The organism is Nocardia sp. CY41 (assembly GCF_009829325.1).
Lineage (GTDB): Bacteria > Actinomycetota > Actinomycetes > Mycobacteriales > Mycobacteriaceae > Nocardia.
Genome location: NZ_VUOS01000015.1, coordinates 107950 through 128703 on the forward strand (window position 1 = coordinate 107950; position 20754 = coordinate 128703).

Sequence of the window (20754 nt, forward strand, 5' to 3'; positions counted from 1 at the left end):
TTGGTGACCCAGGTCGCCTCTGAGCTCATGGGTGTGGACGCCACGACCATGGTCGCCGCCACCGAGCGGGTGCTCTCGCAGCTGGTCGAGTACTTCGACGTGGATTTCAGCTACGTGCGGCACACCGACCGGGAGCGGCGCGCGACCGTGCTCATCGCGGAGTGGCCGCACCGGCAGAACATCCCGGATCCCGACCCGCTCGGCGTGATCTACTTCGACGGCGCCGACCCTGTGTTCCGTGCCCTGGAGAACGCGACCGAACCGATGGTCGCGCGCCCGACCCCGGAGTTCGCCGACTATCAGGAAACCGTCCGCCGCGGGTCCGGCATCGTGGGGGTGACCTCGGCTGCCGTGCCGCTGCTGTCGCGGGGCGAGCCGACCGGCGTGCTCGGATTCGTCAAGTCAGGCGATCGAGAGTGGAGCAATCGCGAACTCAACGTGCTCAAAGCCATCGCCGCGCTGTTCGCCCAACTGCAGGCCAGGGTGGTCGCCGAGGAACGTCTCCGATATATCGCGCTGCACGACGACCTGACCGGGCTCGCGAATCGACGCGCGCTGCTCGAGCACATGGAAGAGCGATTACGCGCGGGCAGTCCCGGCCCGGTGGCCGCCTTCTTCCTCGACTTGGATCGCTTGAAAGCACTCAACGATTTCCTCGGCCACACCGCCGGGGACAACTTCATCCGCACGTTGTCGACGCGGTTGCGGGAGAACCTGGACCCGAACGACATGATCGCCCGCCTGGGCGGCGACGAATTCGTCATCGTGCCCGCCAAGCCGATGGACGCGGTGGCCGCCGAATACGAGGCGAACCGGATCCAGCAGCTGATCGCCCGGCGCGTCACCGTCGGCGGCGAGTCGGTCAGCCGGGGCGCCAGCGTCGGCGTGGCGCTCGGCTTCCCGGGTGAGACGACCGTCGCCGACGTGCTGCGACGCGCCGATCACGCGCTGCTGTCGGCGAAATCGGGCGGTGGCAACGGCGTTGCGGTGTTCACCGACACCATGCGCGCGCAATTCGAACTCCAGGACGACGTGGAGCTCAACCTGCGCGGCGCGGTCTCCGACGGCTCGCTGCTGCTGCACTACCAGCCCGAGGTCGACCTGCGCACGGGCCGCATCGTCGCGTTGGAGGCGCTGGTCCGCTGGCTGCACCCGACCAGAGGGCTGCTGCCGCCCGCCGCGTTCGTCACCGTCGCCGAGGCCACGAACCTGGCCGGTGAGCTGGGGCGCTGGGTGATCCGGTCGGCGTGCGCGCAGTTCGCCGAGTGGCGCAGGCGCGGCCTGGCGGGCAATGTGGTGATGCGGATCAACGTGTCGCCGGTGCAGCTGGTCAGCCTCGATTTCGTCGAGCGCATCGAGGACATCCTGCGCCTGTTCGGCATCGACGGCAGCTCGGTGTGCCTGGAGATCACCGAGCACGTCGTCGTGCAGGACCTGGCCCGGACCCAGGTGACGCTGCGCGGGCTGAAGCGGATGGGCGTGCAGATCGCCATCGACGACTTCGGCACCGGCTACAGCTCGCTGTCGCATCTGAAGGCGCTGCCGGTGGACGCGGTGAAGATCGACCGGGGCTTCGTGCAACGGCTCGGGGCCAGCACCGACGATCTGGCCATCGTGAAGTCCATCATCGGCCTGGCGGGCTCGTTCGGGCTGGGCGTGGTCGGCGAGGGCGTGGAGACGGCGGTCGCCGCGCGCACCCTGGTCGGCCTCGGGTGCTACCGCGCGCAGGGCTTCCTGATCGCGAAGCCGATGCCCGCCGAGCAGGTCGAAGCGCACCTCGCCGCGGGGCGGATTCCGCTCGACCTCGATCTGCCCCGGACGGGGCGCGGGCTGCCCGCGCACTGAGCGCACTGCCGCAGCCGCCGGTTATCCGGTTCTTTCACGGCCGTTCACGCGTCGTTGGGCCCGGGTAACCCCGTCCGCTGCACGATCGGCCGAGTGCGCATAGTTCAGCTGGCGAACTTCTACGGCCCGCGTTCGGGTGGGCTGCGCACGGCGCTGCACCATCTGGGCGAAGGGTACGTCGCCGCCGGGCACGAGGTGGTGCTGATCGTGCCGGGTCCGCGCCGGTCGGAGGAGATCCTGCCCACCGGGGTCGCACGCATCACGCTGCCTGCCTTGGCCATTCCATGGACCGGGGGTTACCGCGCCGCCGATCCCCGCCGGGTGGCCGACGTCCTGGACGGATTGCGGCCCGACGTGCTCGAGGTGTCGGATCGGCTGACACTGCGCGGTTTCGGGCGCTGGGCGCGACGGCGCGACGTGACCGGCGTGATGATCTCGCACGAGCGGCTCGACCGTCTGCTGGGCCAGGTGCTTCCCGGTCCGGTGGCGCGGCGCTGCGCCGACGTGGCCAACCGGCACACCGCCACCGACTACGACGTGATCGTGTGCACCACCAGGTTCGCGCGCGAGGAGTTCCTGCGCATCGGCGCGCGGAACGTGGAGCTGGTCCCGCTCGGGGTGGACCTCGACCTGTTCAACCCGCACCGGCGCGATCGCGGGCTGCGCGCCGATCTCGGCGTGCCCGGTCATCCGCTGCTGGTGCACTGCGGCCGGTTGTCGGTCGAGAAGCGGGTGGATCGCAGCATCGAAGCGGTCGGGGCGTTGCGCGCGGCGGGGATCGAAGCGCGGCTGATCGTCGCCGGGGACGGTCCGCGCCGTGACGCGCTGCAACGGCGGGCCCGTGCGCTGGCCCCGCTGCCCGGCGGCGTGCCCGCCGTGCACTTCACCGGATTCATCTCCGAACGCGCGATGGTGGCCACACTGCTCGCCACCGCGGACGTCTCGCTGGCGCCGGGGCCGCACGAGACCTTCGGCCTGGCGGCACTGGAAGCGCTCGCGGCGGGCACGCCCGTAGTGGCCAGCCGCTCCTCCGCGCTGGCCGACATCGTGACCGCCGACTGCGGCGCGGTGGCCGCCGATCATCACTCCGCCTTCGCGCGGGCGGTCAGCGATGTGCTGGCCATGCCGCAGGCCGGTCGCCGCAGGGCCGCGCGCAACCGCGCCGAGCAGTTCACCTGGCCGCGGGCCGTAGCGGGCATGCTGGCGGTGCTCGGTCGTTAGCGGCCTGCGACCGTCGGCTGGATTACCCTGCGGGGAACCGATTCGGCGATTCGAGATGGGATGCGCAGTGCTGGGTAGAGGTCGCGGGCGAGCGGGTCGCACGACGATGCGCGAGGCGAAGGTTCTGATCACGGGAGCAGCGAGCGGCATCGGCCGGGCCACCGCGCTCGCCTCCGCCGCGGACGGCGCCGAACTGGTGCTCACCGACATCAATGCCGAGGGCCTGGACACCGCGGTGGCCGACATCCGCGCCGCGGGCGGTCGCGTCGCCCTGGCAGAAGCGCTGGACATCACCGACTACGACGCGGTGCGCGCCTTCGCCGACCGCGTGCACGCCGAACTGGGCAGTCTGGACGTCGTCATGAACATCGCGGGCACCTCGGTCTGGGGGACCGTGGAGAACCTGGAGCACAAGCACTGGCGGCGCATGGTCGAGGTCAACCTGATGGGGCCGATCCACGTCATCGAGACCTTCGTCCCGCCCATGGTGCGCGCGGGCAAGGGCGGTGCGCTGGTCAACGTGTCGTCGGCGGCGGGCCTGCTCGCGCTGCCCTGGCACGCCGCCTACAGCGCGGCGAAATACGGCATTCGCGGCGTGTCGGAAGTACTGCGCTTCGACTTGGCGCAACACGGGATCACCGTGCATCTGGTGGCGCCCGGCGCGGTGAACACGCCGCTGGTGCGCAGTGTCGAGCTGGCCGGGGTGAACAAAGAGCATCCCAAGATCAAGCGGCTCACCGCGGCCTTCGCCGAGCATGCGGTGCCGCCGGAACGGGTGGCCACGGCGATTCTGCGCGGCATCGAGCGCAACCGCTTCCTGGTCTACAGCTCGTTCGACATCCGCTTCGGATACTGGTGGAAGCGCAAGTTCGCCTTTCCCTACGAGTTCGTGATGCGGCGCGCCAGCGCGCGGTTCAGCAGGCTGCTGGCTTCGACGGGCAATTGAGCTGCACGTCGAGCACGCGGGCGCCGGGACCGTCGGCGCCGAGCCGGTCGTGCTCGTTGACCAGGCGGCAGGTGCCCAGCGACAGGCAGCCGCAGCCGATGCAGCCGGTGAGGCTGTCGCGCAACCGGATCAGCTGGGTGATCCGGTCGTCGAGATCGGCGCGCCAAGTGGTGGACAACGTCTCCCAGTCGCGCCGGGTGGGGGTGCGCCCTTCGGGCAATTGATCGAGGGCGGCGCGGATCTCGCTCAGCGGTATGCCGACGCGCTGGGAAATGCGGATGAAGGCTACGCGGCGCAAGGTCTCGCGGGCGTATCTGCGCTGGTTCCCGCTGGTGCGCCTGCTCGTGATGAGTCCTTCGCGTTCGTAGAAGTGCAACGCGGAGACCGCGACTCCACTACGCTCGGAGAGCTGCCCCGGGGTCAGCTCCTTCGCCCGCCAATCGGCTGCTGTCGACATGCACGCTCCTCCCAATCACCTCAACAATACTTGAGGTTAGGGGGTGCCGGGACCGGATTCGCCGATCGCGCGCCGATCGGCATCCGAAGCCGGGATTTCCGTGCTCTCCGGGCCGCGGCGCACTACGGTTCGATCATGGGAGCAGATGCTGTGTCCGCGCGGGAGGGTGCGCGTTTGGCCGTGACGTCCGAGGTGGGCGCGCTACGTACGGTGCTGCTGCACCGGCCGGGCAACGAGCTGCGCAGGCTGACCCCGCGCAACAACGATCAGCTGCTGTTCGACGGCATCCCATGGGTGGAGCGCGCGCAGCAGGAGCACGACACGTTCGCCGAGGTGCTGCGCAGCCGAGGCACCGAGGTGCTGTTGTTGTCGGACCTGCTCGCGGAGACCATCGCGGTCAGCGGCGCGGCCCGCATCCAGGGCATCTCCGCCGCGGTGGACGCGCGCAGGCTCGGCCACACCCTGGCCGACGAACTCGCCGGCTTCCTGCGCGGCGTGCCGGCCAGGGAGCTGGCCGAGATCCTGATGGCCGGGATGACCTTCGACGAATTGCCCTTCGGGCCCGACCACACCTCGCTGGTCCGCCGCATGCACCACGGCGGCGACTTCGTCATCGACCCGCTGCCGAATCTGCTGTTCACCAGGGACTCCTCGTTCTGGGTCGGTCCGCGCGTCGCGATCACCTCCCTCGCGCTGCCCGCCCGCGGCAGGGAGACCTCGCTGACCGATCTCATCTACGCCTTCCATCCCCGATTCCTCGGGGTGCGCCGCGCCTACGAATCGCATACCGCTCCCATCGAAGGGGGTGACGTCCTGCTGCTGTCGGAGGGCGTGGTCGCGGTGGGCGTCGGCGAGCGCACCTCGCCCGCGGGCGCGGAAGCCTTGGCGCGCAGCCTGTTCGACGACGACCTCGCACACACCGTGCTCGTGGTGCCGATCGCGCAGACTCGCGCGACCATGCACCTGGACACGGTGTGCACCATGGTCGACGCGGATGCCGTCGTGATGTATCCGGCGGTGCGCGAATCATTGTGCGCCTTCACGATCCGCAAGGAGGACGACTACGGCGGACGGCTCGGCAGCGGACGGGTCGGCATCAGCGGCCCCGACCCGTTCCTGCCCGCGGCGGCCGAGGCCATGGGCATCGGCAAGCTGCGGGTGATCGACACCGGGCTGGACGGGGTCACCGCCGAACGCGAGCAGTGGGACGACGGCAACAACACGCTCGCCCTCGCGCCCGGTGTGGTGGTCGCCTATGAGCGCAATGAGATGACGAACGCCAGGCTGGAGGACGCGGGTATCGAGGTGCTGCGCATTCCCGGTTCCGAATTGGGCTCCGGCCGCGGCGGCCCACGGTGCCTGTCGTGTCCGCTCTCCCGCGACGACTTGTGAGCGCGGGCATGTTCACTGTCACGGTCTCGCACGAATCCGCAGTGCCGCCTTACGAGCAGCTCCGCCTCGGCATCATCGCCCAGGTGCGTTCCGGCGAACTCACGGCCGGAACCAAGATCCCGACCGTCCGCGCTCTGGCCGCGCAACTGGGTCTCGCCCCCAACACGGTGGCCCGCGCCTACCGCGAGCTGGAGGCCGACGGCGTGGTGGAAACCCGCGGCAGGCAAGGCTCGTTCATCGCGTCGTCCGGTGACCCGACCCGGGACGTGGCGGGCCGCGCGGCCACCGCCTACGTCGCCACGGTGCGCAGGCTGGGCCTGGACGACGCTACCGCCCTGCGCTACGTGCAGGCGGCACTGGAAGGTTGAGCTACCTCCAGCTGGGCAGCCAGAGATGGTCGTGCCAGTTGCCCGGCGTGATCGGCAGGGCGGTGAGAATCGGCCACAGCCAGATGAAGTTGGCGATCACCAGGCCCAGGTAGAGGCAGACCGCGAGCAGTCCGAGACTGCGCCGTTCGTTCGGCGGGGCGGGCAGGTAGGTCCCGGCGGGGCTGCGCGGAATGGTGCTCGGGCGCGCCGGGCCCAGCACGTCGCCCAGCACCAGCGCCACGCCCATCACCAGGAACGGGGCCATCGGGACGGCGTAGAAGTAGTACATCTGCCGATCGAGCGTGGCGAACCAGGGCAGCAGGGCGGCGCCGTAGCCGACCAGTACCACGCCGTAGCGCCAGTCGCGACGGACCACCGCGCGCCACAGCATCCAGGCCAGGACCGGGAACGCGACCCACCAGATGGCGGGCGTCCCGATCAGCATCACGGCCTTCACGCACTGGGCCTGGCCGCAACCGGAGACGCCGTTGTCGGCGTAGTAGTACAGCATCGGCCGCAAGCCCATGGGCCAGGTCCACGGCTTGGACTCCCAGGGGTGATGATTGCCCGCCGAATTGGTCAGCTCGGTGTGGAACTCCAGTGATCTGGCGTTGAAGTACCACAGCGAGCGCAACGCACCCGGCACCACATGCGACCAGAAGCCGCCGGTACCGATCGGGTCGGTCGGCGCCGAAGGATTGCCCGGCATATACCGGTACACGCCTGTCTCGCTCGCGAACCAGGCCCAGTAGCTCGCCAGGTAGACGCCGAGGGGCACCAGAACCAGCGCGTAGAGCGCGGGTCCGACATCGCGCAGCGCGACGCCGAGCCAAGGGCGGCGCACCCCGTAGATCCGCCGGGCCGAGAGGTCGAAGTAGACGCTCATCAGGCCGAAGGCGGCGATGAAATAGATCCCGGACCATTTGGTTCCGCAAGCCAGGCCGAGCAGCACGCCCGCGCCGAAGCGCCACCAGCGCACCCCGAGGCGCGGTCCATGATCCGTCACGCCGATCCGGCCCTGCGCGTCCGCGCGCGCGAACCGGGCGAGGACCTCGTCGCGGTCGACGATCAGGCAGCCGAAGGCGGCGGTGACGAACAGCGCCATGAAGATGTCGAGCATGCCGATGCGCGAGGAGACGAACGTGAGGCCGTCGGCGATCAACAGGATGCCCGCGATCGCGCCGATCAAGGTGGAGCGCGCCAGCCGGCGCACGATCCGGATCACCAGCAGCACCAGCGCGGTTCCGGCGAGCGCGGCGGTGAACCGCCAGCCCCAGCCGTTGTAGCCGAACATCGCCTCGCCGATCGCGATGAACTGCTTGCCGACCGGCGGATGCACCACCAGCCCGTAGCCGGGATTGTCCTCCACCCAGCCGCCGGTGAGCATCTGCCAGGCCTGCGGGGCATAGTGCTTCTCGTCGAACACGGGCGTGCCCGCGTCGGTCGGGTAGTTGAGCATCGTGAAGCGCGTCACCGCGGCGATCGCGGTGAGGAAGGCCGTCACCAGCCAGCCGCGCAGGCGGTCGGTCGGCCCGGAGTCCAGCGGCGGCCGCAGCGGTCCCGGGCTCGACCAGGAGGGCACGGTTGTGAACCGTGCGGTCGCGCGCTGGTCGGTCACCTGGGTCACGCCCCGATCGTATGCTGCGCCGCCTGCCCGGGTCTTCAGGCCGTACCAGTTGGGTGGTTCGGGATTCGCGTTCAGGGTTTTACGTGGGGTGCCGCCGTAGTTTTGGGCGTACCCGAGGAGTTACCCATGGATCGGGCCCGACAGATTTCGTGGTCGGCTGCGGGCGTGAGCGAGACTTGTCTCGAAGGCGTGAAGGCTGTCGAACCTCGTTGCCGCCGGTATCTGCTGGGGTCGGTGGCGCCGCTGGATAGGCTGCGGGTGGGCGGTTGTCGCCGGGTACGTTATGCGGACAGGAGTGCGGTGGCTTACGAGACGGCGGGCGGGCTGGTGCTCGCGGCGACGCCGATGGGTGACGTCGGTGACGCCTCGCAGCGGCTGCGCGAAGCGCTGGCGACGGCCGATGTCGTCGCCGCCGAGGACACGCGCCGCACCAGGGCGCTGGCCAAGGCGCTCGGCGTCGAGATCTCCGGCCGGGTGGTCAGTTTCTACGATCACGTCGAGACCGCCCGGATTCCGGCGCTGCTCGACGACATCGCCGACGGCCGCACGGTGCTGCTGGTGACCGATGCGGGCATGCCGTCGGTGAGCGATCCCGGCTACCGCATGGTGGCGGCGTGCGTGGAGCGCGACCTGCCGGTGACGTGCCTGCCGGGTCCGTCAGCGGTGACCACGGCGCTCGCGCTGTCGGCCGTGCCGGTGGAACGGTTCTGCTTCGACGGATTCGCGCCGCGGAAATCCGGCCAGCGCCGGGAATGGTTGCGCACTTTGGCGGCGGAATCGCGTGCCTGCGTGTTCTTCGAGGCGCCGCATCGGCTCGCCGACTGCCTGGCCGACGCGGTCGAGATCCTCGGCCCGGACCGTCGCGCCGCCGTCTGCCGGGAGCTGACCAAGACCTACGAGGAAGTGGTTCGCGGCACCTTGGCCGAATTGGCCGAGTGGGCGGTCGAGGGCGCGCGCGGCGAGATCACCGTGGTGCTCGCGGGCGCCCGGCCTGCCTCCGCCGACCCCGCGGACCTGGTCGCCGCCGTCGAAACCCTGACCGCCACCGGCGTCCGCCTCAAGGACGCTTGCGGCGAGGTCGCCGCCGCCCACGCCGTCTCCCGCCGCGAACTCTACGACGCGGTTCTCACCGCGCGCCGCGGCTCCTAGCCCCGCTGTGAGGTGTCGCTCCGCGCGGGTGGTCGACCCGGGGTGCGGCGGCGGGCATGATCATCGGTATGACTTCTCTGGAGAGCAAGGCCACGACGTTTCTCGGGTTGCACGTGCCGGGGGATCCGGGGGTCTTCCCGACGGTGTGGGATGCCTGGTCCGCGAAAGTCGCTGTGGCGGCTGGCTTTCCGGCGCTGACGGTGGGTAGTCATCCACTGGCCGACTCGATCGGACGCGCGGACGGCGAGGGGATGACGTTCGACGAGTCGCTGACCCGGGTCCGGCAGATCACCGCGGCGGTGGACGTTCCGGTGTCGGTGGACATCGAGTCGGGCTACGGGGAGGATCCCGCGCGGCTGGTCGAGGGCCTGCTCGAGGCGGGGGCGATCGGACTGAACATCGAGGACACCGTGCACAGCGAAGGCAAGCGCCTGCGTACGGCGCAGGAACACGCCGATCTCGTGCACGGCCTCCGCAAAGCCGCCGACGCGACGGGCGTGCACCTGGTGATCAACGCGCGCACCGACCTCCTCCTGCGCCAGGACGGCGACGAGGCCGACCGGGTGGACCGCGCCATCGAGCGGCTGAAGCTGGCCGCCGAGGCGGGCGCGGACGTGCTGTTCCCGGTGGGTCGCCACGCCGACGCCGACATGCGCCGCCTGACCGGTGAACTGCCGCTGCCGATCAGCGCGACGGTCCTCCCGGATCAGGCCGACAAGGCCGCCCTCGCCGACCAAGGCGTCGCGCGGATCACCTTCGGTCCGTTCCTGCAGGCCGCGCTGACCAGGGAGATCGACACGCTGCTCGACCGCTGGAAGTGACTTGGTTCGGCGTGCGCGGCATTCGGTCGCCGGGCCGACCGAGCCCCACCGGGTGACCGGTGGGGTGGTCGCGCCCCGGCGAACACGTCGGCCGATGCTTCAGGAGGAGACGGGTAGTCCCAGGGCGCTCATGACGAACTGCACGAACATCGGCGCCATCTCCGGCACGCGCGCGGGTCCGTCGGAGACGATGACCCGCCGCGTGCGCTCGCCGATCGCGTCCGGGATCAGGGCGATCAGCCCGTCGGAGAGTTCCGGCAGCGTCGGGTCCGCCGCGCGAGCCTGGTCGTAGAACACGCGGTACAGCTGGGCGAAGCGGTCCACGGCCAGGTCGCGGTACCCGACGGCCTCCTGGTTCACCTTGAACGACTCCACGAGCACCAGCCGGGCGAAATCCGGCTCGGTGGCGACGGTCCGGCAGAAGGTGACCACGATGGATTCGATCTTCGCGTAGGCGTCGGCGTCCGGCGGCAACTGGGCGAGTTCGTCCGCGATGCGGGTCGCCATGATGTCCACGCCGGTGTGCACCGCCTCGGCGAAGCATTCCTCTTTGTTGGCGAAATGGTCGTAGAAGGTGGTGCGCGAGACCCTGGCCCTGGCGACGATGTCGGTGAGCGTGGTGGCCGGATAGCCCTTGCTGTCCACGGACTCCACCATCGCCTCGACCAGCCTGCCGCGTTGCGACGTGAGCACGGCTTCGCGTGCCGCCCGATGCCGCTCGGCGAAACCGGACCGGTGAACGGATGCCGTCGCATGCTGCTGGCCCATGGGTGCCCTCTCTGTGCCGGAACCGATTCCGAACGGAACGTTGTCGTACCGATCGCACACGGTCCGGGGGCGTCACCAGGCCGCGAACCGGTGTTTCATTATCCGACAACGCATTCCACCCCGGGAAGGCAGGTGGATCCACCCGTGGGCAGACCACCGTGTGATGCGGCGAAAGTGTTGTGCGCCTTGCCTTTCCGGCCCGTGTCGAGGCGGCCCGGAACCGGGTCAGTCCTTCGGTTCCACGTACTTGGGGAACACAGGTTCCGGCGCGGGCAATGCCAACCCGGGTTCGATCGGCGTCGCGATGTCGGCGAACGTCCGGTTCTGCTGGCCCAGCTGGTCGAGGATGCGGCCCGCCGATCCCGGCAGCACCGGCTGCACCAAAATCGCGACGATGCGCAGCACTTCCAGCGTCACGTAAAGCACGGTGGCCTCGCGGGCGAGATCCTCCGGCGTGCCGGACTTCGCCAGCGCCCACGGCGCCTGCGCGGAGAAGTACCGGTTAGTCTCGCCGAGGGTCAGCCAGATCGCCTCCAGCGCCAGATGCATCTGCTGCGCGTCGAATTCGGCGCGGCAGCGCTCCAGCAGTCCGCCCGCCAGATCCAGCAGGGCGCGGTCGTCGGCGGTGAACTCGCCGGGCGTCGGAACCACGCCGCCGCAGTCCCTGGCCACCAGCTTGGTGCTGCGCTGCACCAGATTGCCGAACTCGTTGGCCAGGTCGCTGTTGATCCGGCTCACGATGGCGTCGTGGCTGTAGCTGCCGTCCTGGCCGTAGGAGATCTCGCGCAGCAGGAAGAAGCGCACCGCGTCCAGGCCGTAGCTCTCGACCAGCTCCAGCGGGTCGACCACGTTGCCGACCGACTTGGACATCTTCTCGCCCTTGTTGTACAGGAACCCGTGCACGAAGACGCGTTTCGGCAGCTCCACGCCGACCGACATGAGGAACGCGGGCCAGTACACCGTGTGGAACCGCGTGATGTCCTTGCCGATGATGTGCACGTCGGCGGGCCAGAACTTGCCGAACGCGGCCGACTCGGTGTCCGGGAAGCCGACGCCGGTGATGTAGTTGGTGAGCGCGTCCACCCACACGTACATGACGTGGTCGGGATGACCGGGCACCGGCACGCCCCAGTCGAAGGTGGTGCGCGAGATGGACAGGTCCTTCAGACCCGCCTTGACGTAGCTGACGATCTCGTTGCGCCGGGTGGCGGGGGCGATGAATTCCGGGTGCTCTTCGTAGAGCGCCAGCAGCTTGTCCTGGTAGGCCGACAGCCGGAAGAAGTAGTTCGACTCCTCGGTCCAGGTGACCGGCGTCTTGGACTCGGTGGAGATGCGGGTGCCGTCCTCCAGCACCGTGGTCTCCTCGTCGGTGTAGAACGCCTCGTCCCGCACCGAGTACCAGCCCGAGTAGTTGCCCAGGTAGATATCGCCGTTGGCCAGCATCCGCTCCCAGATGGCGGCGCAGGCCGCGCGGTGGTCCTCGTCGGTGGTGCGGATGAACCGGTCGAAGGAGATGTCCAGCGTCTTGTCCAGCGCCTCGAACACGTCGGAGTTGCGCGCGGCGAGCTCTTCCACCGGGATGCCCTCGGCGACCGCGGCTTGCTGCATCTTCTGGCCGTGCTCGTCGGTGCCGGTCATGAAGAACACGTCGTAGCCGTCGAGGCGCTTGAAGCGGGCGATGGCGTCGGCCGAGATGTACTCGTAGGCATGCCCGATGTGCGGCGCGCCGTTCGGATAGGCGATGGCCGTGGTGATGTAGAAGGCGGGGCGGTCAGCTTCGCTCATGGTGTGTCTACTGTAATGCGCGTGCATTCTTTCGCTCGCGTGAATATGCCCCTGGTCGATGCGTCCGCGTCGGACCGGGGACGCCGATGAGCGCCGCTCGGCCCGCGCCGGAGCCGCCCGAGCCGCTGTCGCCGATCGTGGACGCGCACACCCATCTGGACGCCTGCGGCGCGACCGACGCGGCGTCCACCGCGGCGATCCTCGACCGAGCCGCATCCGTCGGCGTCGGCCGGGTGGTCACCGTCGCCGACGACCTGGCCGCCGCGCAGTGGGCGGTGCGGGCCGCGCACTGGGACGATCGCGTGTTCGCCGCCGTCGCGCTGCACCCGACCAGGGCGAACGCGCTCGACGACGACGCGAAGGCGGAGCTGGAGCGCCTGGCCGACGACCCGCGGGTGGTCGCCGTGGGCGAGACCGGTCTCGACTACTACTGGCCGGGCAAGCTGGACGGCTGCGCCGACATCGAGACGCAGATCGAGGGTTTCCGCTGGCACATCGACCTGGCCAAACGGGTGCGCAAACCGCTGATGATCCACAACCGCGAGGCCGATCACGACCTGCTGACCGTGCTGCTGGACGAGGGGCCGCCCGAGCGTGTGATCTTCCACTGCTTCTCCTCCGACACCAACATGGCGCTGTCCTGCGTGGCCGAGGGCTACATCCTGAGTTTCTCCGGGACGGTGAGCTTCAAGAACGCGCACGAGTTGCGGGAGGCGGCCAAGGTGGTGCCCGACGACCAGATCCTGGTGGAGACGGACGCGCCGTATCTCACCCCGCACCCGTTCCGGGGAGCGCCGAACGAGCCGTACTGCCTGCCGTACACCGTGCGAGCGCTGGCCGAGTTACGCGAACAGGATCCGGTCGAACTGGCGAAGATCACCACCGACAACGCACGCCGCGTCTACCGGATCTGACCGGCGCGACCGCGTACCCGTGGGGCGTCACGGATGCCCGGAATGCATCGGTGTATGCGAAATGTGTCCTATGTCACTTTCGGCGTTCCGTTTTGTGATTTACCTGCGGGGTCGATATTCGATCGTGATATTGAAAAGGCGCTGTTCCGGAGCTTGCTGTTGTCGGCGCCCGACCCCCTCGTTATCGTGCTGTGACCATGTCCCCCTTCACGCGGATCAACCAGTCGCGTTCGCCGCTACTGCACCTCGCGGTCGGCGCGCTGCTGCTGACGCTGATCGTCGGCGCCGGGCTCGCGATCGTGAATCGCAAGACGGTGACCGTTGTCGTGGACGGCGAGAAGCTTTTCCAGACCACCATGTCGCGGGACGTGCGCGGCGTGCTGAAGGCGGCGGGCTTCATCGTGACCGACCGGGACAAGGTGGCTCCCGCCCTGGCCGCGCACATCGGCGACGGTGCGACCATCACGCTCAACCGTGCCCGGGAGGTCGATCTGTCCGTCGACGGCATGACGCAGAAGGTCTGGACCACCGGAGTGACCGCCGGGGAAGCGCTCGAGCAGCTGAAGATCCCGAAAGAGGTGTACGTCTCGCCCGCTCGCGACGAGCGGCTCCCGCTGCAGGGCGCCACGCTCATGATCGCGACTCCGCGCATGGTGTCGCTGGTGGACGGGATCGGCAATCCGGTGGACGTGCGCGCCGCCGCGCCCACCGTCGGCAAGTTCCTCGAAGTGGCCGGGATCCCGCTGATCGAGCAGGACTCCGTCGAGCCGGCCGCGTCCACCCCCCTGACGAACGGCCTGCGCGTCACCGTGACGCGCAAGCGGGTCGAACAGCAGACCGAGACGTTGCCGCTGGATCCGCCGGAGAACGTCATCGAAGACCCGACCATGAACATGAGTCGCACCGTGGTGGAGTCCGCAGGCGCTCCCGGGGTGCAGAACGTCACGTTCGCGGTCACCATGGTCAACGGCCAGGAAGTCGACCGTAAGCCGGTCGCGTCGACCGTCACCGTCGCGGCGCAGCCCAAGACCGTCCGCAAGGGCGCCAAGCCGGGCACCGAGGTGCCCCCGGTGCGCGACGGCGCGATCTGGGACGCGTTGGCTCGTTGCGAGTCCACCGGCAACTGGTCGATCAACACCGGCAACGGTTACTACGGCGGCGTGCAGTTCGACCAGGGCACCTGGGAGCGGCAGGGCGGGCTGCGGTACGCCCCGCGCGCCGATCTGGCCACCAGGGAAGAGCAGATCGCCATCGCCGAGATCACCAGGCAGCGGCAGGGCTGGGGCGCCTGGCCCGCGTGCACCGGCCGGCTCGGCATCAGCTGACCTGCACCGGACCCAGGGGACGCCGCGGCGCGGTTGATAGATTCTCGAGGTGTCCGAACCTGAAATTTCCGCTCGTGGGAGTGCGGCGCTGCTCGGGCCCGCCGAAGTGCGGGTGCTCGCCGAACGGTTCGGGGTGCGGCCGACCAAGCAACTCGGGCAGAACTTCGTGCACGACGCGAACACGGTGCGGCGGATCGTCGCGGCCGCGGGGGTAGGGCGCGGGGACGTTGTGCTCGAGGTCGGCCCCGGTCTCGGTTCGCTGACCCTCGCGCTGCTGGACGTGGTGGACTCGGTGGTCGCGGTCGAGATCGATCCCGTGCTGGCGCGTCACCTTCCCAGGACTGTCGCCGACCGGGCGCCGGAGCTGGCGGCGCAGCTGTCGGTGGTCGAGGCGGACGCGCTGCGCGTCACGGCCGCGGACCTGCCCGCCGCGCCGACCGCGCTGGTGGCCAATCTCCCGTACAACGTGGCGGTGCCGGTGCTGCTGCATCTGCTGGCCGAATTGCCGACCCTCGCGGTCGCTTTGGTGATGGTGCAGGCCGAAGTGGCCGATCGGCTGGCCGCCGAGCCCGGCAACCGCACCTACGGCGTGCCCAGCGTGAAGGCGGGTTTCTTCGGGACGGTCCGGCGTGCCGGAGCGGTGGGAACCCAAGTGTTCTGGCCGGTTCCGCGAGTCGAGTCGGGTCTGGTGCGGATCGATCGCTTCGCCGAGCCGCCGTGGCCGATGGACGCCGAGCACCGCCGCCGTGTCTTCGAGGTCGTCGACGCCGCTTTCGCGCAACGGCGCAAGACCCTGCGCGCCGCGCTCGCCGCCTGGGCGGGTTCGCCCGCCGAAGCGGAGCGTCGTCTGGTCGCCGCGGGCATCGCCCCTACGGCCCGCGGCGAAACCCTCGACACCGCGGCCTTCGTCCGGCTGGCCGCTCAGGCGTAGGGCTCGGACGAGCCGGTGGCTCCTCGTACCGGCGTCGGCCGGCGCGAGGAGCCACGCGAATGTCCGGATCAGACGGCGACTTCGTAACCCGCTTCGTCCACGGCGGCGACGATGTCGGCGTCGGCGATCGGCGCGGTGCTGTCGACACGGACGGCACCGCTGGCGAGGTCCACATCCACGCTCGTCACGCCATCGATCTTGCCGATCTCGGTCTTGACGGAGCTGACGCAGTGCCCGCAGGTCATCCCCGTGACGGTGTAGGTGGTGGTGGGCATGTCCGACTCCTTCGCATTCAGATTCTCATACGGGCGGGGGGTACCCCGACTCCTGAAACATACCCCCTGCGGGTATGGTCACGCAAGGGTGGTTTCGCACTGAGTGTCCCCCGCGGAGTGCGGAATTCGACACGGTCGGCGTTCTCGCGGGCGAACACCGCGGACCGCACACCCTTGACTGATCGGCTCGGCCGAGTCGGTTGGCGCGGTTCGGCCGGGGGACTACACACCCTCGGCCAGTTCCAGCCAGCGCTCTTCGGCCGTCTCCTTCTCCGTCAGTACTTGCTTGAGCTCCGCGCCCAAGGTGACCAGCTTGTCCGGCTCGGTGGCGGCGTCGGCCAGCGCGGAGTGCAGGCGCTGCTCGCGTTCGGACAGTTTGTCGATGGCGCGTTCCAGCCGGGTCAGCTCCTTGCGGGCCGCGCGGTAGGCGGCGGAGTCGGTGGCAGGCGCGTCGGCGGGCTTGGTCTCCGGCGTGCCGGCGCGGGTCCGGCTCGCGGCGAGGGTCGCGCGCTTGGCGAGATACTCCTCGATGCCCCCGGGCAGGTTCGTCAGCTTGCCGTCGCCGAACAGCGCCCAGGTGGAGTCGCAGATCCGCTCGATGAGGTACCGGTCGTGGCTGATCACCACCAGCGTGCCGGCCCAGTTGTCGAGCAGGTCCTCCAGCTGCTGCAGGGTGTCGATGTCCAGGTCGTTGGTCGGCTCATCGAGCAGCAGCACGTTCGGTTCGGACATCAGGATGCGGGTCAGTTGCAGGCGCCGCCGCTCGCCGCCGGACAGGTCGCCGACCGGCGTGCGCTGGCGGGCGGGGCTGAAGCCGAGCCGCTCGGCCAGTTGGCCCGCCGAGATCTCCTTGTCGCCCAGCATGATTCGCTGCGCGACCTGCTGTACCGCCTCCAGCACGCGCAGGTCGGTCGGCAGGTCGTCGAGCTCCTGGCGCAGCCAGCCGATCTGCACGGTCTGGCCTTGGACGCGCTTGCCCGCGGCCAAGGTCGCGTCGCTGTCGCCCGCCAGGGCGCGCAGCAGCGTCGTCTTGCCCGAGCCGTTGACGCCGACCAGGCCGACGCGCTCGCCCGGAGCCAGCCGCCAGGTCAGATCCCGGACCAACTCCCGGCCGTCCGGCGTGGTGAGCGTGGCGTCCTCCAACTCGACGACGACGCGGCCGAGGCGTTTGCGCGCGAAAGCCGCCAGCGAGACGCTGTCGCGCGGCGGCGGCACGTCGGCGATCAGGGATTCGGCGGCCTCGACCCGATAGCGCGGCTTGGAGGTGCGCGCCTGCGGGCCGCGCCGCAGCCACGCCAGTTCCTTGCGGGCCAGATTGCGCCGCCGGGCCTCGGACGCGTCCGCCTGGCGAGCGCGCTCGGCGCGGGCGAAGATCCAGTCGCCGTAGCCGCCCTCGTAGCTCTCGACCTTGCCGCCGACCACTTCCCAGGTGCTGGTGGCCACGGTGTCGAGGAACCAGCGGTCGTGGGTCACGACGACCAACGCGCTGCGTCGGCCGAGTAGATGCGCGGCCAGCCACTGCACGCCCTCGACGTCCAAGTGGTTGGTCGGCTCGTCGAGCACCAGCAGGTCGAGTTCGCGCACCAGCGCGGCGGCGAGCGCGACCCGGCGGCGTTCGCCGCCGGAGAGATTGTCCACCGGGGTGTCCATGCCGAGATCGGCGATGCCGATACCTTCCATCACCGAGCGGATGCGCGAGTCGGCCGCCCATTCGTGTTCGGCGACCTCGTCTGTCGAGGCATCGTCCGCCAGACCGGCCAGCACCACCGAACCGACCGTCGCGCCCGCGGGCAGAACGCCGCGCTGTGTCACCACGGCCATGCGCAGGCCGCCGAGCCGGCTGACCCGGCCGCTGTCGGGTTCCTCGATGCCGGTGAGCACCTCGAGCAGGGTGGTCTTGCCGCCGCCGTTGAGGCCGACGACGCCGATCCGTTCGCCCGCGTGCACGCCGAGCGAGACGTTGTCCAGCAGCGGCTTGATCCCGAAGCTCTTGTGGACCTGTTCGAGGTTGATCAGGTTGGACATGGATCCTTCCGTGTCTTGCGCGGGCGGGCCGATGATCGCCCCGGGCCAGCGTACCGACCTGCGCCGGTGGCCCGTCGGCCCGGCGAACGGCGGCGCGCTTGCGTCACGAACAATGTTCGTTTAGATTGAGCGTGAACGAACAGTGTTCGTTCACTGCAACCGAATCGGCGCTCCCCAGAAGTACAGCCGCAGAGTGGGACGCCCGCCTCGACTCGAGGCGTCGGCGGGCGGCACCCCTTCCCTTCCGCTCTACCTCTGGAGGATTGCCATGCACGTCGGCCTCGGCCTGCCCATTTCCGATCCCGTCGCGCTGCTCGACTGGGCTCGGCGCGCCGATGCGGGCCCGTTCCGCACCCTCGGCCTGCTCGACCGGCTGGTCTACGACAACCCCGAACCGTTGATCGCGCTGGCCACGCTCGCCGGTGCGACCAGTCGCGTCCGGGTGCAGACCGAAGTGCTGCTCGCGCCGCTGCGCGACCCCGTGCTGCTCGCCAAGCAGGTTGCCACCCTCGACCGGATGTCCGGGGGACGCCTGGTGCTCGGTCTCGGTGTCGGCGGTCGCGCCGACGATCACCGAGCCTCGGGCACCGAGCTGCGCACCCGCGGCCGCCGCCTCGATGAGCAGCTCGCGCTCATGCGCCGCCTGTGGGCGGGCGAGCCGTACGACGCGGAGTGCGGACCGATCGGCCCCGTCCCGCTGCGCCCGGAAGGGCCCGAGATCCTGTTCGGCGGTTTCCAGCCCGCCGCGCTCGACCGCATCGGTCGGTGGGGTGGTGGATTCCTCGCCGCTGTTCCACCCTCCTGGGCGGGCAAACTCTTCGACACCGCGCGCCGTTCCTGGACCGACCATGGCCGAGCGGGTGAACCGAGGATCGTCGCCCAGGTCAACGTCGCCTTCGGTCCCGATCACGTGATCGAGGACGCCCGCGCGTCGATGGGCGCCTACTACGGGTTCAGCGACTACACCGAAGGCATCCTCGCGGGCCTGCTCACCACGCCCGCGCAGATCCGCACCACCATCGCCGAATTCGGCGACCTCGGCGCGGACGAGGTGATGTTCTACTGCTACGGGCGCGACGCCGACCAGGTCGATCGCCTCGCCGACGCCCTGCCCTGAGCGCCGCTGTCCACGGTCCCGGAGAACGGGCGGTGAGCGGGGATCCGGTCGCAGCCGGGACCGGTCGCGTATTCCGATGTGCGCCAACGTGCGCATTCGCGCGTTCGTCCCGGTGCCACGCGGGCAGGACGCACCTGCCGCCATGAAGCGCTCGCCCCTTCGACGTTCGGCCGGATAAGCGCGGGGTAGCCGCAACCGGGGTAGACCGGGGTGTTTCGACCTTCCACGGCCGCGCCGCACGGCTCGCCTGCGACTGCTGTGTCGTCGGCGACTACCCGTTTCGGGTGTCGAGCGGTCGGCGTCGCTTCTGATGAGTCGGCGCTGCGAACGCGGGCACGGGATCGTCGGGTTCGCGTCCTGGCGGTGGCCGTGAGGTCGCCCGGCGTCGGCCGTGTGACGGTCGGTGCTTGGCCGACGGGGCGGTGCTGAGGATACGCACACCCGGCACCGGTCGGATGGCCGTCCGCACGCTGCGGTGGACGTCCGCGCTTGGTGGATGCGGTGTCTGCGAATTGTTCCGGGCTAACGGGGATATGCGGCCGGTCAGTGCTTGCCCGACGGTCGAAGCCGAGGATGCGCATGCGGCGGGGGTTCGCCAGCCATCCGCACGCTGCGGTGGACGGCCGCGCTTGGTGGATGCGGTGTTTGCGAATTGTTCCGGGCTAACGGGGATATGCGGTCGGTCAGTGCTTGCCCGACGGTCGAAGCCGAGGATACGCATGCGGCGGGGGTTCGCCGGCCGTCCGCACGCGGCGGTGACGCCCGAGCCTGGCGGATGCGGTGGCTTGTTCCGAGCTCTCGGCGATATGCGGCCGGTCAGTGTTTGCTCGACGGGTCGGCGCTGAGGATGCGCGCGCCCGGCACCGGTCCGCTGGCCGTCCGCACGCTGCGGCAGACGCCCGCGCCCGCGAGTTCGGCGGCCACCGAGATCGCCGATTCCTCGCTCTCGCACAGGAACGCGCAGGTGGGTCCGGAGCCGGACACCAGCCCGGCCAGCGCGCCCGCGGTGACGCCCGCGCGCAACGTGCGGCGCAGTTCCGGTTTCAGCGACACCGCGGCCGCCTGGAGATCGTTGCCGAGCAGCGGCGCGAGCTGCCGTGGGTCACCGGAGGCCAGCGCTTGCATCAACTCTTGCGGCTCGCCGAGCCGGGGCGGTTCGCCGTGCTCGCGCAACCGGTCCAGCTCGGCGAACACCGCGGGGGTGGACAGGCCGCCCTTCGCGAAGGCGAGCACCCAGTGAAAGGTGTTGCGGGACAGTACCGGCAGCAGGCGCTCGCCGCGGCCGGTGCCCAGCGCGGTGCCGCCGTGCAGGGCGAACGGCACGTCGCTGCCGAGTTCGGCCGCCACCGCGCCCAGTTCCTCCCTGGACAACCCCAGGTCCCACAGCTCGTTCAGGCCGACCAGCGCGGCGGCGGCGTCGGCGCTGCCGCCCGCCATGCCCCCCGCCACCGGAATGCCTTTGGCGATGGCGATTTCCACCAGGGGAGCGCGGCCGCCGAGGTGCGCGAGCCGGACGGCCGCCTTCCAGACCAGGTTCGTCCGGTCGGTCGGCACTTCCGCGGCGCCCTCTCCGGTGACCCGGACGGTCAGCGATCCCGACGGCGAGATCTCCAGATCGTCGCTCAGGGACAGTGCTTGGAACACCGTGGTCAGGTCGTGGTAGCCGTCGGCACGCAGGTCGCCCACTCCGAGATGGAGGTTCACCTTCGACGGCGCCCGCACGGTGACGGGACTAGGCACAACTGACAGCACGGTGCTCAAGCCTAATGGGAGCGGCCGGGCGACGAC

The 20754-nt window shown here is 69.9% G+C and carries 18 protein-coding genes; 11 read left to right on the forward strand and 7 right to left on the reverse strand.

The window, feature by feature from the left end:
• Positions 1 to 3: 3 nt before the first annotated feature.
• The 3 genes from GVY64_RS18275 (at position 4) to GVY64_RS18285 (ending at position 4012) form a co-directional block, all read left to right on the forward strand.
• Positions 4 to 1845, forward strand: a complete 1842-nt coding sequence (locus GVY64_RS18275) for a putative bifunctional diguanylate cyclase/phosphodiesterase (RefSeq protein WP_328820970.1) — start codon at positions 4 to 6, stop codon at positions 1843 to 1845.
• A gap of 93 nt (positions 1846 to 1938) precedes the next feature.
• A complete protein-coding gene (locus GVY64_RS18280) occupies positions 1939 to 3066 on the forward strand; it encodes a glycosyltransferase (RefSeq protein WP_159842958.1) in 1128 nt (375 codons plus the stop codon).
• A 106-nt stretch (positions 3067 to 3172) separates the two neighbouring features.
• Complete coding sequence (locus tag GVY64_RS18285; protein ID WP_159842960.1) at positions 3173 to 4012, forward strand: SDR family oxidoreductase; 840 nt, start codon at positions 3173 to 3175, stop codon at positions 4010 to 4012.
• On the opposite strand, the gene soxR is transcribed toward GVY64_RS18285, so the two are convergent.
• Positions 3981 to 4469 (reverse strand): redox-sensitive transcriptional activator SoxR, encoded by a 489-nt coding sequence (gene soxR, locus GVY64_RS18290; protein ID WP_063021496.1) that lies wholly within the window; start codon positions 4467 to 4469, stop codon positions 3981 to 3983. The two genes, GVY64_RS18285 and soxR, sit on opposite strands and share 32 nt — an antisense overlap.
• Before the next feature lie 135 nt (positions 4470 to 4604).
• Here soxR and arcA point away from each other — a divergent pair, with 135 nt between their 5' ends.
• Complete coding sequence (gene arcA, locus GVY64_RS18295) at positions 4605 to 5861, forward strand: arginine deiminase (RefSeq protein ID WP_159842963.1); 1257 nt, start codon at positions 4605 to 4607, stop codon at positions 5859 to 5861.
• 8 nt (positions 5862 to 5869) lie between these two features.
• On the forward strand, positions 5870 to 6229 hold the full coding sequence (locus GVY64_RS18300) for a GntR family transcriptional regulator (RefSeq protein ID WP_159842965.1): 360 nt from the start codon (positions 5870 to 5872) through the stop codon (positions 6227 to 6229).
• Between the two features lies 1 nt (position 6230).
• Here the strand turns inward: GVY64_RS18300 and GVY64_RS18305 are convergent, their stop codons facing one another.
• Complete coding sequence (locus GVY64_RS18305; RefSeq protein WP_159842967.1) at positions 6231 to 7856, reverse strand: phospholipid carrier-dependent glycosyltransferase; 1626 nt, start codon at positions 7854 to 7856, stop codon at positions 6231 to 6233.
• A 300-nt stretch (positions 7857 to 8156) separates the two neighbouring features.
• Here GVY64_RS18305 and rsmI point away from each other — a divergent pair, with 300 nt between their 5' ends.
• On the forward strand, positions 8157 to 9005 hold the full coding sequence (rsmI, locus tag GVY64_RS18310) for a 16S rRNA (cytidine(1402)-2'-O)-methyltransferase (RefSeq protein ID WP_268895641.1): 849 nt from the start codon (positions 8157 to 8159) through the stop codon (positions 9003 to 9005).
• A gap of 68 nt (positions 9006 to 9073) precedes the next feature.
• Positions 9074 to 9826 carry an isocitrate lyase/PEP mutase family protein gene (locus GVY64_RS18315; RefSeq protein ID WP_159842970.1) on the forward strand — a complete coding sequence of 251 codons (753 nt, stop codon included), beginning with the start codon at positions 9074 to 9076 and terminating at the stop codon, positions 9824 to 9826.
• 99 nt (positions 9827 to 9925) lie between these two features.
• On the opposite strand, the gene GVY64_RS18320 is transcribed toward GVY64_RS18315, so the two are convergent.
• Both GVY64_RS18320 and metG read right to left on the reverse strand, forming a co-directional pair.
• Positions 9926 to 10594, reverse strand: a complete 669-nt coding sequence (locus GVY64_RS18320; RefSeq protein ID WP_159842972.1) for a TetR/AcrR family transcriptional regulator — start codon at positions 10592 to 10594, stop codon at positions 9926 to 9928.
• A 225-nt stretch (positions 10595 to 10819) separates the two neighbouring features.
• Complete coding sequence (metG, locus tag GVY64_RS18325) at positions 10820 to 12406, reverse strand: methionine--tRNA ligase (protein WP_268895642.1); 1587 nt, start codon at positions 12404 to 12406, stop codon at positions 10820 to 10822.
• Positions 12407 to 12465: 59 nt separating this feature from the next.
• On the opposite strand from metG, the gene GVY64_RS18330 reads away from it, so the two are divergent.
• The 3 genes from GVY64_RS18330 (at position 12466) to rsmA (ending at position 15549) form a co-directional block, all read left to right on the forward strand.
• On the forward strand, positions 12466 to 13293 hold the full coding sequence (locus GVY64_RS18330; RefSeq protein ID WP_159842976.1) for a TatD family hydrolase: 828 nt from the start codon (positions 12466 to 12468) through the stop codon (positions 13291 to 13293).
• A 197-nt stretch (positions 13294 to 13490) separates the two neighbouring features.
• Positions 13491 to 14618 carry a resuscitation-promoting factor gene (locus tag GVY64_RS18335; protein WP_159842978.1) on the forward strand — a complete coding sequence of 376 codons (1128 nt, stop codon included), beginning with the start codon at positions 13491 to 13493 and terminating at the stop codon, positions 14616 to 14618.
• Between the two features lie 49 nt (positions 14619 to 14667).
• Positions 14668 to 15549 (forward strand): 16S rRNA (adenine(1518)-N(6)/adenine(1519)-N(6))-dimethyltransferase RsmA, encoded by an 882-nt coding sequence (gene rsmA / locus GVY64_RS18340; RefSeq protein ID WP_159842980.1) that lies wholly within the window; start codon positions 14668 to 14670, stop codon positions 15547 to 15549.
• A gap of 68 nt (positions 15550 to 15617) precedes the next feature.
• Here rsmA and GVY64_RS18345 read toward each other — a convergent pair whose 3' ends face one another.
• Both GVY64_RS18345 and GVY64_RS18350 read right to left on the reverse strand, forming a co-directional pair.
• On the reverse strand, positions 15618 to 15824 hold the full coding sequence (locus GVY64_RS18345; RefSeq protein WP_063052594.1) for a heavy-metal-associated domain-containing protein: 207 nt from the start codon (positions 15822 to 15824) through the stop codon (positions 15618 to 15620).
• Between the two features lie 222 nt (positions 15825 to 16046).
• Positions 16047 to 17849 carry an ABC-F family ATP-binding cassette domain-containing protein gene (locus tag GVY64_RS18350; RefSeq protein ID WP_159842982.1) on the reverse strand — a complete coding sequence of 601 codons (1803 nt, stop codon included), beginning with the start codon at positions 17847 to 17849 and terminating at the stop codon, positions 16047 to 16049.
• Between the two features lie 268 nt (positions 17850 to 18117).
• Between GVY64_RS18350 and GVY64_RS18355 the strand changes: the two genes are divergently transcribed.
• Positions 18118 to 18966: an LLM class flavin-dependent oxidoreductase gene (locus GVY64_RS18355; protein WP_159842984.1), complete on the forward strand. Its 849-nt coding sequence runs from the start codon at positions 18118 to 18120 to the stop codon at positions 18964 to 18966.
• Between the two features lie 816 nt (positions 18967 to 19782).
• Here the strand turns inward: GVY64_RS18355 and GVY64_RS18360 are convergent.
• Complete coding sequence (locus GVY64_RS18360; RefSeq protein ID WP_159843148.1) at positions 19783 to 20718, reverse strand: 4-(cytidine 5'-diphospho)-2-C-methyl-D-erythritol kinase; 936 nt, start codon at positions 20716 to 20718, stop codon at positions 19783 to 19785.
• Between the last annotated feature and the right edge of the window lie 36 nt (positions 20719 to 20754).